The sequence below is a fragment of the Serinibacter arcticus genome (assembly GCF_003121705.1).
Lineage (GTDB): Bacteria > Actinomycetota > Actinomycetes > Actinomycetales > Beutenbergiaceae > Litorihabitans.
Genome location: NZ_PYHR01000002.1, coordinates 3,409,873 through 3,425,445, shown reverse-complemented (window position 1 = coordinate 3,425,445; position 15,573 = coordinate 3,409,873). Strand labels below are relative to the sequence as shown.

Here is a 15,573-nt window from a genome sequence, read left to right as displayed (position 1 = left end):
GGCCAGCAGCCGCAGAAGCACGAGGGCCTCTAGCTCAACTGGCAGAGCAGCGGACTTTTAATCCGTGGGTTGTGGGTTCGAGTCCCACGGGGCCTACCGACGCAGGGCCGCCCGCCGCCGCGCGCGGAGCCGCCCGCCGCCGCGCGCAGCGGCCCGCCGGCACCCTCCCGCACCCGCATCACCACCCTTGACAAGGTGACCGCGCTCACCCATCCGACCTGCGTTCGGCTCCGAACCACCCATGACACCAGGAGCAAACAGAGGAAGGAGCGGGCTTTGTGGGGCAGACTCGTACTCGATGAGTACCCCTGCACCGGTCCACGACGACGTCGAACGACTCGCGTCGCTCCTTCGCGCGAGCGCCGACGGCGACCAGTCGGCCTTCGCCCAGGTCTACGACGCGATCGGTCCGCTGGTCTACGGGACGTGTCTGCGGGTCCTTCGTGACCCGGATCTCGCGTCCGAGGCGATGCAGGACGTCATGCTCGAAGCCTGGCGCACCGCCGCCTCCTTCGACGCAGACCGCGGCAGCGCCAAGGCTTGGCTGGCCACGATGGCCCACCGCCGTGCGGTGGACCGCGTGAGGTCGGTGCAGGCACAACGAACACGGGACGAGCAGGATGCCGTCCGCAGCTATGTACGGGAGGTGGACGAGGTGAGTGACGAGGTTCTCCGCCGTGCGGACGCCGAGCGTGTCGCCCACTGCCTGGGCGGTCTGACCGACACCCAGCGCGAGTCCGTGACCCTGGCGTACTGGGACGGACTCTCCTACCGCGAGGTCGCCGAGCGTCTCGGTGCCGCCCTTCCCACGATCAAGAGTCGTATCCGCGACGGCCTCACCCGCCTTCGCCTGTGCTTGGGGGCACGATGACCATCCTCACAAACGGACCGGGCCCGGAGCCCGAGGACCCGCACGAGCTGCTCGCCGCCTGGGCGCTCGACGCCGTCGACGACCGCGAGCGTGCCCTCGTCGAGAGGGCCATCGAGACCGACCCGGAGCTCGCCGCGGAGGCCCGTGGCCTCCTGGAGACGACCGCCCTGCTGGCCGGCTCCGTCGCCGCCGCTCCCCCGCCCGCGCTCCGCGGCGACGTGCTCGCGCTGATCGCCAGCGAGGCGGAGGCCTCGGAGCCTCCCCTGGCCTCCCCCACGGAGACGCGCGCGACGGCCAGGCACGCCGCCGCGACGACGGCGGCATCGACCGAGCCGGTCATCTTCCCGGTGACGGCCGCGGCCCCGACGCCTCGCCGCTACGGTGCCGCCCGCTGGCAGCGGTTCGCGCTGGCCGCCGTCGTGGCCGGAGCGATCGCCGTCCCCTCGACGCTCGCGGTCCAGAACGACCAGCGGGCCTCGCAGGCCGAGCAGCAGGTGTCGGCGCTCGAGACCGCGCTCCGCGAGCCCGGCGCCACGCTCGTCCAGGGCGAGGTCGCCGGCGGTGGCCGTGCCGCCGCCGTCCTCACGGGCGGCGAGGCGGTCTTCACGGCGAGCGACCTGCCCGATCCCGGCGACGATCGCGACTACCAGCTGTGGCGGGCCGACGGCGATGTGATGGTCTCCGCCGGTGTCCTCACCGTCCACGACGGTCGCGTCACGACAACCGTCTCGGCCGACATCCCGGTCGAGGTGCTCGCGGTGAGCATCGAGCCCGACGGCGGCTCGACCGCACCGACCACGGACCCGGTTCTCGTCCTCGCGGCGAGCTGACGACTCCCACACCCCACCGTCCCTCCCGCGCGCGGCGCGACGTCCACCCGGGCGTCGCGCCGCGCTGCGTCGTCGGGGAGGATGGGTGGCGGCCCGCGCCGGGTGTCGTCCGCACCGGACCTCCTCGCCCCGACCGCGCCGGCCACCGCGCACCACCGGGGAGGGACACCCATGAGCCCATCGACCATCGGCAGCCAGACGCTCGACCTGCACCAGGCGATCGCCATCGGCAACCCCAAGGCGATCGATCTGTGGCTCGACGTCGTCGACGACCCGCGCCTGCGCTCGGACCAGCTCACCGATCTCACCCCCGCCGAGGTGGTCCGCCTCGGCGAGCTGATGCCGGTGGCCGTCGCGGCCGACGTGATGGACACGCTCGACCTCCACGTCGTCGTCGACGCCCTCCGCGTCATTCCCACCCCGCGCGCCGCCGCCGTCCTGGATGCGCTGGAGTCCGACCGCGCCGCGGAGATCCTCCGCGAGCTCACCCCGGCCGAGCGCGAGCCGCTCGTCGCCGCGATCCCGGCCGAGCACGCGGCCGTCCTTCGGGGGCTCCTGACCTGGCCCGACGAGTCCGCCGCCGCACACATGGTCCCCGAGGTCCTCACGGTCGGCGGGACCGTCACGGCCGCCGAGGCGATCCGCCAGGTTCGCGAGCACAGCGCCAAGATGCGCCAGGACGCCCACATCGGCGCGTACGTCTTCTCGGTCGACGACGAGCGCCGGCTGCACGGCGTCGTCTCCTTCCGCGAGCTCGTGCTGGCCGATGCCGACACCCCCGTCGCCCACCTCGTCGAGTCCGACGTCATCACCGTCGGACCGCTCACCGACCAGGAGGAGGCGGCGCGCGTCGTCGTCGCCCACCGGCTCCTGGCCATCCCCGTGGTCGACGACGACGGGCGCCTCCTCGGCGTCCTCACCTCCGACGACGCGAACGACATCGCCCAGGAGGAGGCCACGGAGGACGCCGAGCTCCAGGGCGGCTCGCAGCCGCTCGAGATCCCCTACCTCCGCGCCTCCCCCTTCCTGCTCTGGCGCAAGCGCATCATCTGGCTCCTCGTGCTGTTCGTCGCGGCCGCCTACACCGGCACCGTCATGCAGGCGTTCGAGGACGAGCTCGAGGCCGTCGTCGTGCTGGCGTTCTTCATCCCGCTGCTCATCGGCACCGGCGGCAACACGGGCACCCAGATCACGACCACCCTGATCCGGGCGATGTCGACCGACAACGTCCGGCTGCGCGACGTCGGCCGCGTGCTCCGCAAGGAGATGGCGACGGGCGCGCTCGTGGCGGCGGCGATGGCGGCCGCCGGGCTGCTGCGGGCCTGGACCCTCGGCGTCGGGGGTCCGGTGATGGTCACGGTCTCGGTCGCGCTGGTCGCGATCGTGCTGTGGTCCAGCCTCATCGCCTCGGTGATCCCGCTGCTGCTGAAGAAGCTGCGGGTCGACCCCGCCGTCGTGTCCGGCCCGATGATCTCCACGATCGTGGACGGCACGGGCCTGATCATCTACTTCACGACGGCGAAGCTCCTCCTGCCCGAGCTCGCCGGCCTGTAGAGGCTCGCTAGGCTCCCCGGGTGCCCGCCGCCGTCCCGATCGCCCTCGAGCCCCTCGTCCTCCCCGACGAGGCGGACGCCGTCGTCGCGTTCCTGCGGGCCCACACGTGGCCCTTCCACGTCGGCTCGGCGCTGACCGAGGCGCAGGCCCGCCGTCGGGCGTCCGAGGTCTACGTCGACGACGACCACGAGCCCCTGTGGATCACCCACCCCGAGCACGGCCGGATCGGCCTGGCGGTGCTCGAGGACCTCACCGACGACGCACCCCTGTTCGACCTCCGGCTCGCCGCCGACCACCGCGGCCACGGGTACGGCCGTGCCGCGCTGGCCGCCCTGGCCACCTGGACGTTCACGCGATACCCGGCCGTGCACCGCCTCGAGGGCGCCACGCGTTCCGACAACGCGGGGATGCGCCGCGCGTTCGACGCCGCCGGCTTCGTCCACGAGGCCACCTACCGCCAGGCGTGGCCGACGGCGGACGGCGAACTGCTCGACTCCGTTGCCTACGCGCTGCTCCGTCCGGACTGGGAGTCCGGGAGAACGACGGCGCCGCTCGCCCCGACCGGGACGCCGCACCACGTCGAGCTGTGGGTGCCGGACCTCGCGCGGGCACGCACGGCGTGGGGCACCCTGCTCGGGGCGCTGGGCTACCGGCCCTTCCAGGAGTGGCCCGACGGCGTCTCGTGGCGGCTGGGGCCGACGTACATCGTGCTCGAGCAGTCGCCGGCGATGCTCGCGGGCGGGCACGACCGGCACCGTCCCGGTCTCAACCACCTCGCCCTGCACGTGGCCACGCGGGGCGAGCTCGACGCCGTCGTGCGCCTCGCGACGGCCGCCGGTTGGAGCCACCTCCACCCCGACCGTCATCCCGACGGCGGGGGCGCCGCCTACGAGGGCGGCGTGTACGCCGCCTACCTCCTGGACGCCGACGGCTTCGAGGTCGAGCTCGTGGCGCGCTAGCCGCCCGGCCGCTCCGCGGGCCACACTGGGGCATGAGCACCGACGTCACCCACCGCTCCGAGCGCAGCCGCTACGAGATCCGTGTCGACGACGCCTTCGCCGGCATCGCCGCCTACGAGGTCTCGGGCGGCGTCACGATCTTCACCCACACGGTCATCCAGGACGACTTCGAGGGCCGCGGCCTGGCCGGTGTCCTGGTGGACGGGGCGATCGCCGACGTCGCCCAGCGCGGCGGCGCGTTCGCCGCGACCTGCCCGTACGTCGTGCACTGGCTCACCAAGAACCACCAGCACGACGCCGCCCTCACCGAGGTGCCCGAGGGCTTCCAGGCCTGACGGGCCCTCGGCCGGGAACGACGCCGCCCCGCGCCACCCCGTGAGGGGTGACGCGGGGCGGCGCTGCTACCGCGTCAGCGCGATCAGACGCGGCCTCCCTGCTGGCGGCGTCGGACCATCAGACCGGCACCTGCGGAGATCAGGACCAGCGCACCGATGGCGACCGGCAGGACTCCGGCGCCCGTGGTGGCGAGGCCTCCACCGCTCCGCGTCGCCGCGGTGATCTCGAACGTGACCTGCCTGACGACGACCTGCCCGTTGCTCCGGGTCTGCGTGGCCTGGACCGTGTGGGTCCCGATCTCGTAGCCCCTCGTGTCGAACGTGACCGCGAAGGTCCCGTCCGCGAGCGGGATCACGGTGCCGAGCGACCGCGGGGTCGAGTAGGTCATCAGCACGACGCCGACGCCCGGCTCCCACGCGCTCCCTCGAACGGTGTTGGACTCGCCCGCACTCCTCGACTGGCGAGCCCGGTCGATCGTCAGTGCCGGGTTCACCACCTGGACGGGGACGACGGTGCTGTTGCCCAGCTCGTCGGTCACGACGACCTGGTATCCGCCGGCGGGGGTGGTCCCGCCGATGGGAAGGTCCACCTCGAAGGTGCAGTCCTCATCCGTCACGACCGTGACGGGTGCACCGACGTTCACGCCGGCCGGGGTCTGCAGCTGGACCGTCACCGTCGCTCCGGGGGGCCAGCACTCGCCCGTGACCGGGACCGTTCCGCCGGGAACACCGGGACCGTCGACGACGACCTCGAGGTTCACGTAGGTGTAGGTCAGCGGAGCTGACGTGCCGCTCGCCGTGGTCACGGTGACCGGAACGTGCCCGGCCTCGTGAGCCGGGGTGAGGAACGTGAGAGACGTGCCCTCCTCGTTCACCGCCGTCGGCTCGACCTCGAGACCGTCGATGACGACGACCGAACCCTCGCCGAAGTCCGAACCCGCGACGGTCACCTCCGTACCGCCGACGACCGGACCGAACGCCGGGGTCAGCGAGGCGGCCGTGGGAACGACCGGGCCCTCTACGTAGGTGAAGGTGAGCGGCTCGGTCGAACCACCCGGGGTCGTGACCGAGACCGGCACCGGACCGGCCGCATGAGGCGGAGTCAGGAACGTCAGCGACGTGCCCTCCCCGTCGACCACGGTCGGCGTGACCTCGGACTCGTCGATCGTCACGACCGAATCAGCCGTGAAGTTCGCACCCCTCACCGTGACCTCGGTGCCACCGGCGACCGGACCGACCTCGGGCGCGAGGCTTCCGGTCGTCGGGACGTCGACGTAGGTGAACGTCAACGGCGTAGTGACCCCACCCGGCGTCGTCACGACGACGTCCACCGGACCAGCCTCGTGCGGCGGGGTGACGAACGAGACCGTGGTCCCGTCCTCACCCACCTCGGTCTCGACCGAAACACCGTCGATGCTCACGACCGAGCCGGGCACGAAGTTCGTGCCCGTCACCGTCACCGGCGTCCCACCCGCGACCGGACCGGCCGTCGGGTCCAGCGAGGTCGCCGTCGGGACGTCGACGTAGGTGAACGTCAGCGGTGCCGTCGTCCCACCCGGGGTCGTCACGACGACGTCCACCGGACCAACCTCGTGCTCAGGGGTGACGAACGAGACCGTGGTCCCGTCCTCACCCACCTCGGTCTCGACCGAAACACCGTCGATGCTCACGACCGAGCCGGGCACGAAGTTCGTGCCCGTCACCGTCACCGGCGTCCCACCCGCGACCGGACCGGCCGTCGGGTCCAACGAGATCGCCGTCGGGACGTCGACATAGGTGAACGTCAGCGGCGCGGTGACCCCACCCGGAGTAGTGACGACAACGTCCACCGGACCAGCTGCGTGCGCCGGAGTGACAAACGAGACCGTGGTCCCACCCTCACCCAGCTCGGTGTCCACCGGGACGCCGTCGATCGAGACGACCGAGCCAGGCACGAAGTTCGTGCCCGTCACCGTGACCGGCGTCCCACCCGCGACCGGACCGGCCGTCGGGTCCAACGAGATCGCCGTCGGCACGTCCACGTAGGTGAACGTCAGCGGCGCGGTGACCCCACCCGGCGTCGTCACGACGACGTCGACCGGACCAGCCTCGTGCGGCGGTGTGACGAACGAGGCCGTGGTCCCGTCCTCACCGATCACCGTCGGCACGTCCACACCGTCGATGCTCACGACCGAACCCGGCACCAGGTTGGTACCGGTCACCGTCACCGGCGTCCCACCCGCAACAGGGCCGGCCGTCGGGTCCAACGAGATCGCCGTCGGGACGTTGACATAGGTGAACGTCAACGGCGAGGTGACTCCACCCGGCGTCGTCACCACGACGCCCACCGGACCAGCCTCGTGCGGCGGGGTGACGAACGAGACGGTCGTCCCGTCCTCACCCAGCTCGGTCTCGACCCCAACACCATCGATGCTCACGACCGAGCCAGGCACGAAGTTCGTGCCCGTGACCGTGACCGGCGTTCCACCGGCGACCGGACCGGCCGTCGGGTCCAGCGAGGTCGCCGTCGGCACGTCCACGTAGGTGAACGTCAGCGGCTCCGTTTCGCCGCCCGGCGTCGTCACCACGACGTCCACCGGACCAGCCTCGTGCGGCGGTGTGACGAACGAGACCGTGGTCCCGCCCTCACCCACCTCGGTCTCGACCGGAACACCGTCGATGCTCACGACCGAGCCGGGCACGAAGTTCGTGCCCGTCACCGTGACCTCGGTGCCACCGGCGACCGGACCGGCCGTCGGGTCCAGCGAGATCGCCGTCGGCACGTCCACGTAGGTGAACGTCAGCGGCTCCGTTTCGCCGCCCGGCGTCGTCACCACGACGTCCACCGGACCAGCCTCGTGCGGCGGGGTGACGAACGAGACCGTGGTCCCGCCCTCACCCACCTCGGTCTCGACCGGAACACCGTCGATGCTCACGACCGAGCCGGGCACGAAGTTCGTGCCCGTCACCGTGACCTCGGTGCCACCGGCGACCGGACCGGCCGTCGGGTCCAGCGAGATCGCCGTCGGCACGTCCACGTAGGTGTAGGTGAGCGGTGCGGTGACGCCGCCCGCGGTCGTGACCGTGACCGGCTGCGGTCCAGCCTCCTGGGCGGGTGCGACGAAGTCGATCCAGGTGCCGTCGACAGCTCGTGCGACGACGACCGCCGTCTCGCCCCCGACCTGCACCGTGCCAGCCTCGAGGACGGATCCGTTGATCCGCACGATGTTCCCGCCGGCCACGGGCCCGGCGTCCGGAACGAGAGAGGTTGCCGTCGGGACGTCCACGTAGGTGAACGTCAGCGGCGCGGTGACCCCGCCCGGGGTCGTCACCACGACCTCGACCGGACCAGCGGCGTGCGGCGGGGTGACGAAGGAGACGGTCGTTTCGTCCTCACCGACCTCGGTCTCCACGTCGACACCGTCGATCGAGACGACCGACCCCGGCACGAAGTTCGTGCCCGTCACCGTGACCGGCGTGCCACCGGCGACCGGACCGGCCGTCGGGTCCAGCGAGATCGCCGTCGGTACGTCCACGTAGGTGAACGTCAGCGGGGCGGTGACCCCTCCCGGCGTCGTCACCACGACATCCACGGGACCAGCCTCGTGCTCCGGCGTGACGAAGGAGACGGTGGTCCCGTCCTCACCCACCGTCGTCTCCACAGATTCACCGTCGATCGAGACGACCGAACCGGGCACGAAGTTCGTGCCCGTGACCGTGACCGGCGTCCCACCCGCGACCGGACCGGCCGTCGGGTCCAGCGAGATCGCCGTCGGCACGTCCACGTAGGTGAACGTCAGCGGCTCGGTGACCCCGCCCGGCGTCGTCACCACGACATCCACCGGACCGGCCTCGTGCACAGGGGTGACGAACGAGACCGTGGTCCCGTCCTCACCCACCGTCGTCTCGACATCGACACCGTCGATGCTCACGACCGAACCCGGGACGAAGTTCGTGCCCGTGACCGTGACCTCGGTGTTCCCGGCGACCGGACCGGCCGTCGGGTCCAGCGAGATCGCCGTCGGGACATCCACGTAGGTGAACGTCAGCGGGGCGGTGACCCCTCCCGGCGTCGTCACCACGACATCCACGGGACCGGCGTCGTGCTCCGGCGTGACGAACGAGACCGTGGTCCCGTCCTCACCCACCGTCGTCTCGACATCGACACCGTCAATGCTGACGACCGAACCCGGCACGAAGTTCGTGCCCGTCACCGTCACCGGCGTTCCACCCGCGATCGGACCGGCCGTCGGGTCCAGCGAGATCGCCGTCGGGACATCCACATAGGTGAACGTCAGCGGCGCCGTGACCCCGCCCGGGGTCGTCACGACAACCTCGACCGGACCAGCGGCGTGTTCCGGCGTGACGAACGAGACGGTCGTCCCGTCCTCACCCACCTCGGTCTCCACGTCGACGCCGTCGATCGAGACGACCGACCCCGGCACGAAGTTCGTGCCCGTCACCGTGACCGGCGTCCCACCCGCGACCGGACCGGCCGTCGGGTCCAGCGAGGTCGCCGTCGGCACGTCGACGTAGGTGAACGTCAGCGGCTCGGTGACCCCGCCCGGGGTCGTCACCACGACGTCCACCGGACCGGCCTCGTGCTCCGGGGTGACGAACGAGACCGTGGTCCCGTCCTCACCGACGACCGTCGGCACGTCCACACCGTCGACCGAGACGACCGACCCCGGCACCAGGTTGGTACCGGTCAGCGTGACCTCCGTGCCCCCGGCGACCGGACCGGCCGTCGGGTCCAGCGAGATCGCCGTCGGCACGTCCACGTAGGTGAACGTCAGCGGCGCGGTGACACCGCCCGGGGTCGTCACCACCACATCGACCGGACCAGCCGCGTGCTCCGGCGTGACGAACGAGACGGTCGTCCCGTCCTCACCGACCTCGGTCTCCACGTCGACACCGTCGACCGAGACGACCGACCCCGGAGCGAGGTTCGTGCCCGTCACCGTGACCGGCGTCCCACCCGCGACCGGACCGGCCGTCGGGTCCAGCGAGGTCGCCGTCGGGATGTCGAGATAGGTGAAGGTTCCCGGGTTGCTCGTGCCTCCCGGAGTGATGACCGTGACCGCGACCGGACCGGCAGCGTGCGGCGGTGTGCTGAACACGAGCTGCGTCGAGGAGAGGACGGTGACGGCGATCGGAGCGACTGCCACGCCGTCGATGGTGACGACGGCGCCCGGCACGAAGCCGGTGCCCGTCACTGTGACCCCGGTCCCGCCCGCGACCGGACCCGACGTCGGGATCAGGTCGGTCACGGTCGGGAAGTCCAGGTAGGTGAACGTGAGCGGGCCGGACGTGCCGCCCGGCGTCGTCACCGTCACGTCCACGGCCCCAGCGGGGTGCGCCGGGCTGACGTAGGTCAGCTCGGTGTCCGAGACAACCGTGACGTCCGCGGCGGGAACCGCGATGCCGTCGACCGTGACCACCGAACCGGCGACCAGGTCGGTACCGGTCACCGTGACGGTCGTGCCGCCCGCGACCGGACCAGAGGTCGGGGAGAGGCTCTCCAACGTCGGAGCGTCCAGGTAGGTGTACGTCAGCGGGGCGGAGGTGCCCCGGCCGTCGTCACCACGACGTCCACCGGACCGGCGGGGTGCGCCGGAGCGAGGTAGGTGAGCTGGGTGGCGGACTCCACCGTGACCGAGGCCGGCAGACCGTCGACCGTGACGACGGTGCCCGGCGTGAAGCCGGTGCCCGTCACGACGACGAGGTTGCCACCCGCGATCGGACCGGAGTCCGGGGTGAGCGAACCCGCCGTCGGCGCGTCGAGGTAGGTGAACGTCAGCGGGGCGGACGTGCCGCCCGGCGTCGTGACCGTCACGTCCACCGCACCGGCGGGGTGCGCCGGGCTGACGTAGGTCAGCTCGGTCTCCGAGACGACCGTGACATCCGCGGCCGGCACCTCGATGCCGTCCACCGTCACGACCGCGCCCGGCACGAAGTCGGTCCCCGTCACGGTGACCGTGGTGCCGCCCTCGACCGGACCCTGCTCGGGGGTGAGCGAGGCCGCCGTCGGGGCGTCGAGGTAGGTGAACGTCAGCGGGGCGGACGTGCCGCCCGGCGTCGTGACCGTCACGTCCACCGCACCGGCGGGGTGCGCCGGGCTGACGTAGGTCAGCTCGGACTCCGAGACGACCGCGACGTCGGCGGCCGGCACCTCGGTGCCGTCCACCGTCACGACCGCCCCCGGCACGAAGTCGGTCCCCGTCACGGTGACCGTGGTACCGCCCTCGACCGGACCCTGCTCGGGGGTGAGCGAGGCCGCCGTCGGGGCGTCGAGGTAGGTGAACGTCAACGGGGCGGACGTACCACCCGGCGTCGTCACTGTCACATCCACGGCACCGGCGGGGTGTGCCGGGCTGACGTAGGTCAACTCGGTCTCCGAGACGACCGTGACATCCGCGGCCGGCACGTCGGTGCCGTCCACCGTCACGACCGTGCCCGCCACGAATCCGGCACCGGACACCGTCACCGTCGTCCCACCCGCGACGGGGCCGGAGTCGGGGTCGAGCGTGCTCAGCGTCGGCGCGTCCAGGTAGGTGAACGTCAACGGGGCGGACGTACCACCCGGCGTCGTTACCGTCACATCCACGGCACCGGCGGGGTGCGCCGGGCTGACGTAGGTCAGCTCGGTCTCCGAGACGACCGTGACATCCGCGGCGTCGACGGGAACGCCGTCGACCGTGACGAACGCGCCCGCCACGAATCCGGCACCGGACACCGTCACCGTCGTCCCACCCGCGACGGGGCCGGAGTCGGGGTCGAGCGTGCTCAGCGTCGGCGCGTCCAGGTAGGTGAACGTCAACGGGGCGGACGTACCACCCGGCGTCGTTACCGTCACGTCCACAGCACCGGCGGGGTGCGCCGGGCTGACGTAGGTCAGCTCGGTCTCCGAGACGACCGTGACATCCGCGGCGTCGACGGGAACGCCGTCGACCGCGACGAACGCGTCGGGTGTGAAGTCCTCGCCCGTCACCGTGACCGAGGTGCCACCGGCGACCGGGCCCGACGTCGGGTCGAGCCCGGCGATCGAGGGTGCCGGGAGGTAGGTGTAAACGAGAGGAGCCGAGGTCCCGCCCGCCGTCGTGACCGTCACGGCCACCGGGCCGGGGGCGTGCGCCGGGGCGGTGTAGAGGAGGATCGTCGGGTTGAGGACGATGACCGTCCCCGGGACCGGCGCCCCGTCGATCGCCACGGTCGTGGCGCCGGGCACGAACCGGTCACCGATGACCAGCACGTTGTTGCCACCGGCCTCCGGTCCGGACGGCGGGGTCAGGAAGAACGTGACGGGCTGGTCCACGTAGGTGTAGGTCAGCGGCGCGGACGTGCCGCCGAGCGTCGTGACGGTGACCGGCACCGGTCCGACGGCGTGCGCCGGGGTCGTGAAGGTCAGGGACGTCGAGCTCGTCACCGACACTGAGCTGAGCGGGAGCTGGACGCCGTCGACGTTCACCCACGTCAGACCCGCGACGAAACCGTCACCGGTGATCGTGACGCTCTGGCCGCCGGCGATCGGTCCGGCATCGGGCGTGAGCGACGACGCCACCGGGGTGTCGAGGTAGGTGTACGTCAGGGCCCCGCTGGTCCCGCCCGGGGTGGTGGCTGTGACCTGGACCGGCCCGGCGGCGTGCGCCGGGGTGACGAAGGTGAGCTGCACCGGGCTGTTCACCGTCGCCGGGACCGTGAGTCCGTCGATCGTGACGGTCGTGGCTCCGACGACGAATCCGCTGCCGTTGATCGTCACGGTCTGACCACCGGCCACCGGGCCGAAGGCCGGGGCGATGCTCGCGGCGGTCGGGGCCGCGACGTAGGTGTAGCCCAGCGGCGCGGTCGTGCCGCCCAGGCTCGTGACGGTGACGTCGACGGGGCCGGCAGCGTGGGCGGGGGTGGTGAACGTGAGCGACGTCGCGCTGGTCACGGCGACGGAGTCCGCCGGGACCGTGATGCCACCGATGGTGACGCTGGTCTGTCCCGCGACGAAGCCGGACCCCGTCACGGTGACGGTCTGGCCGCCGGCGGCAGGTCCGGACGTGGGGCTGAGCGCGTCGGCCGTGGGCACGGTGACCACGACGTTCTCCCCGACCTGCGCCTGGCCGAGGTTGACCACGACGCCGCCCGCGATGCCACCCAGCAGCGTCACCGACAGGGCGGTCTCGCGGTGGACGCCGCCGGAGTGCTGCTGCACGTTGCCGAGGATCGAGACGATGCCGTTGATCGCCTGCAGCGGGGTGGCGAGACCACCGATCACGCCGGTGACGGCGCCGGTCAGCGCCGAGGTGCTGCCGGTGACGGTGGCGATGACGCCGGTGGTCGGGTCGAACAGGGCGGTGGTGATCGGGGCGAGGAGGGTCGAGAGCAGGGCGTCCGCGGAGATCGTGATCGGGAGGCCGAGAGCCTTGACGGTGATGGTGGCCGTGGCCTCCGGGTCGCGGTCGATGAGCTGCTGCACGGTCCCGGAGACGTTGACGTTGATGCCAGTGCCCAGGTCGACGAAGGGGGTGGTGCAGTCCGGTGCGCTCCCGGCGAGGCAGACGTTCGCGGCGACGGTGAGGTCAGCAGCCTGAAGCGTCTCGGTCAGCGCGGTGTTCACCAGCTCCGGGACCTGGTTCAGCAGCCCGGTGACCTGGCTGACGAGCTCGGCGAGCACGGGTGCCGAGAGGATCTCGGTGCTCGGGTCGAGGTTCGCCAGCCCCGTCCCGACGCCGGGCGTCGAGGAGAGCAGCGCGTCGAGGTCGGCGGTGATGCGGCCCGTGCGCAGGTTGATCGAGACGGCGCTGCCGTCCTCGGTCAGCGGGGTGTCGAGGACGGCGTTCAGCGCGCCGGTGACGTCGGTCTCGAGCGTCACGGTGAGCGCGTCGTTGCCGATCAGGGGCTCGAGCGCCGAGTTCAGCGTCACGAGGGCGCCGGCGATCAACCCGTTCGGACCGACGAGCTCGTCGACCGTGCCGTCCACGGTCGAGGCGACTCCGCCCGGACCCGTGAGCGTCGCGGTCAGAGTGGTGATGGCGGGCAGGTCGACCCGGAGCTCACCGCCGGCGATCGAGTAGTCCAGGCAGTGCGTCGGGTCGGAGAGGTCGGTGCACTCCTCCGCCGGGTCGCCGACCTGGGAGGCGTCGAGGGAGGCGACGCCGGTGACGGCCTCGAGGTCGAGCTGCAGGTCGCCGATCGTCGAGCTGAGCGGGCCGAGCAACGGCTGCAGGCGCAGGCCGGCCGACGCCGGGAACCCGTCGCCTCCGCTGACCGACACGGCGCCGTCGTCGCTGACGGCACCGGACGCGGCGCGCGAGACCCCGAGGTCAGACGCCTCGGCGTACTGGTTGACGGCGCCCAGCTGGAGCACGTCACCCAGAGGCAGGTCGAGGCCTCCCGGCAGCGAGACACCGAGCAGGTTCAGGGCGGTGAGGTCGAGGTCAGCCGCGTCGACGACATCGAAGGACTGGCCGTTGTTCACGGCGGCCGAACCGCCGAGCCCGACGACGTCGTCGAGATCGATGCCGGTCAGGATGCCGCCGGAGAGGAACTGGGCCGAGGCTCGGGAGGAGTCGGCGGGCCCGGCGATCGCCGAGGAGCCCCCGGCGAGGACGAGGGCCGTCGTTACGACGGCCGCAGAGAGAGAACGGAGCTGGCGTCGCCGGGCGGATCGCCGCTCCGCGTGTCGCCCAGAAGATCGAAGTCGCATGTCGCACCTTGGGGAGGAGTTCCGCATGCGCCGGCTCGGTCGAGCCGGCGGTGGCCACGTGGCCGCACCGCACGTGGGCGAAACGTTAGCGGCGCCTTTGACTTTTCGCATTACCTAAGAATTGCGGGATCTTTCGGCCGTGCTTTATGCCGGTAAGAGGCGAATTTCTCCGCTCTCGCAGTCCGTTGTGCATTCTTTGACATTCGTGAACACCTCCTCGTGCCCGTCGATCTTCTTCGCGCACCGCGCTGCCGTGCCCGAGGTCGTGCACGGAGCGGGGCGCGACGAGCGCCGAGGGGGAAGGATGGCCCCATGACCGATCTCGAGGCCCGTCCCGCCGAGCAGTCCTGCCCGGCCGACGCCGCGAACGCCCCCGTGCTGGAGCGGTACGAGGCGCGCGACGTCCCGCTCGGTGGTGTCCGTTCCGCCGTCGTCTCCCGGACGCTGCCGCACCGCGCGCTGTCCACCGTCGGGGCGTGGTGCTTCCTGGACGCGTTCGTGCCCGGCGAGACACCGATGAACGTGCTGCCGCACCCACACATCGGGCTCCAGACCGTGACGTGGCCGCTGTCCGGGCAGATGCTCCACCGCGACTCGCTCGGCTCCGAGCAGCTGCTCCGCGCCGGCGAGCTCAACCTCATGACGAGCGGCGACGGCGTCGCCCACTCCGAGTTCATGGTCGACGACGTCGGCGCGCGCGGCCTGCAGCTCTGGGTGGCGCTGCCGGAGGAGGCGCGGCGCGTTCCTCGCGCCTTCGAGCACGTGGCCGACCTGCCCGTCCTCGAGCGACCCGGCATCCGCGTGACGGTGTTCCTCGGGGAGCACGACGGCGGGGCCTCGCCCGCGACCGTCCACTCGCCGATCCTCGGAGCCCAGATCGAGCTCGACGCGGGGGCCGACGTCGAGATCCCGCTCCGCGCCGACTTCGAGCACGCGGTCCAGCTCATCGACGGCGCCGCTCGCGTCGCCGGCGAGGACCTCGGCGAGGGGCCGCTGCTGTACCTCGGCACCGGGCGGACCTCGCTCCGGCTCGAGGCGCTCCAGGCGCCCACGACCGGCCGGCACGGCGCCACCCGCCTCCTCCTCATCGGCGGCGAGCCGCTGCGCGAGGATCTGCTGATGTGGTGGAACTTCGTCGGTCGCACGCACGAGGAGGTCGTCGCCGCGCGCGCCGACTGGTCCGACCGCGAGCGCCGCGAGGAGCGCTTCGGTCACGTGGTCGGCCACGGCGAGGAGCTCATCCCCGCTCCCCCGCTGCCGAACGTGCGACTCACCCCGCGTCGTCGCCATCGCTGACGAATGCCGGTGCGGCCCTGTGCGGCCGAACGGGCCCCTGGCCCTCGCTCTCTGC

General features: G+C 72.0%; 8 protein-coding genes and 1 tRNA gene. 7 read left to right on the top strand and 2 right to left on the bottom strand.

Annotated elements, in window-relative coordinates; genetic code table 11:
* Window positions 1–23 precede the first annotated feature (23 nt).
* From C8046_RS15240 to C8046_RS15215, 6 genes are all read left to right on the top strand, one after another.
* Window positions 24–96, top strand: a tRNA-Lys gene (locus tag C8046_RS15240).
* 202 nt (window positions 97–298) lie between these two features.
* Window positions 299–871, top strand: coding sequence for an ECF RNA polymerase sigma factor SigK (gene sigK / locus C8046_RS15235; protein WP_109230174.1), 573 nt, complete (start codon window positions 299–301; stop codon window positions 869–871).
* A complete protein-coding gene (locus tag C8046_RS15230; protein WP_109230173.1) occupies window positions 868–1,701 on the top strand; it encodes an anti-sigma factor in 834 nt (277 codons plus the stop codon). Before sigK ends, C8046_RS15230 begins: the two co-directional genes overlap by 4 nt.
* 171 nt (window positions 1,702–1,872) lie before the next feature.
* Complete coding sequence (mgtE, locus tag C8046_RS15225) at window positions 1,873–3,255, top strand: magnesium transporter (protein ID WP_109230976.1); 1,383 nt, start codon at window positions 1,873–1,875, stop codon at window positions 3,253–3,255.
* Between the two features lie 20 nt (window positions 3,256–3,275).
* Window positions 3,276–4,214, top strand: coding sequence for a GNAT family N-acetyltransferase (locus C8046_RS20055; RefSeq protein WP_109230172.1), 939 nt, complete (start codon window positions 3,276–3,278; stop codon window positions 4,212–4,214).
* A gap of 32 nt (window positions 4,215–4,246) precedes the next feature.
* On the top strand, window positions 4,247–4,549 hold the full coding sequence (locus tag C8046_RS15215; RefSeq protein WP_109230171.1) for a GNAT family N-acetyltransferase: 303 nt from the start codon (window positions 4,247–4,249) through the stop codon (window positions 4,547–4,549).
* An 83-nt stretch (window positions 4,550–4,632) separates the two neighbouring features.
* Here C8046_RS15215 and C8046_RS15210 read toward each other — a convergent pair whose 3' ends face one another.
* Both C8046_RS15210 and C8046_RS15205 read right to left on the bottom strand, forming a co-directional pair.
* Window positions 4,633–10,053: a beta strand repeat-containing protein gene (locus tag C8046_RS15210; protein WP_109230170.1), complete on the bottom strand. Its 5,421-nt coding sequence runs from the start codon at window positions 10,051–10,053 to the stop codon at window positions 4,633–4,635.
* A 26-nt stretch (window positions 10,054–10,079) separates the two neighbouring features.
* Window positions 10,080–14,222, bottom strand: coding sequence for an IPT/TIG domain-containing protein (locus C8046_RS15205; RefSeq protein ID WP_109230169.1), 4,143 nt, complete (start codon window positions 14,220–14,222; stop codon window positions 10,080–10,082).
* Window positions 14,223–14,534: 312 nt separating this feature from the next.
* Between C8046_RS15205 and C8046_RS15200 the strand changes: the two genes are divergently transcribed.
* Window positions 14,535–15,518 (top strand): pirin family protein, encoded by a 984-nt coding sequence (locus tag C8046_RS15200; RefSeq protein WP_109230168.1) that lies wholly within the window; start codon window positions 14,535–14,537, stop codon window positions 15,516–15,518.
* Window positions 15,519–15,573: the final 55 nt, after the last annotated feature.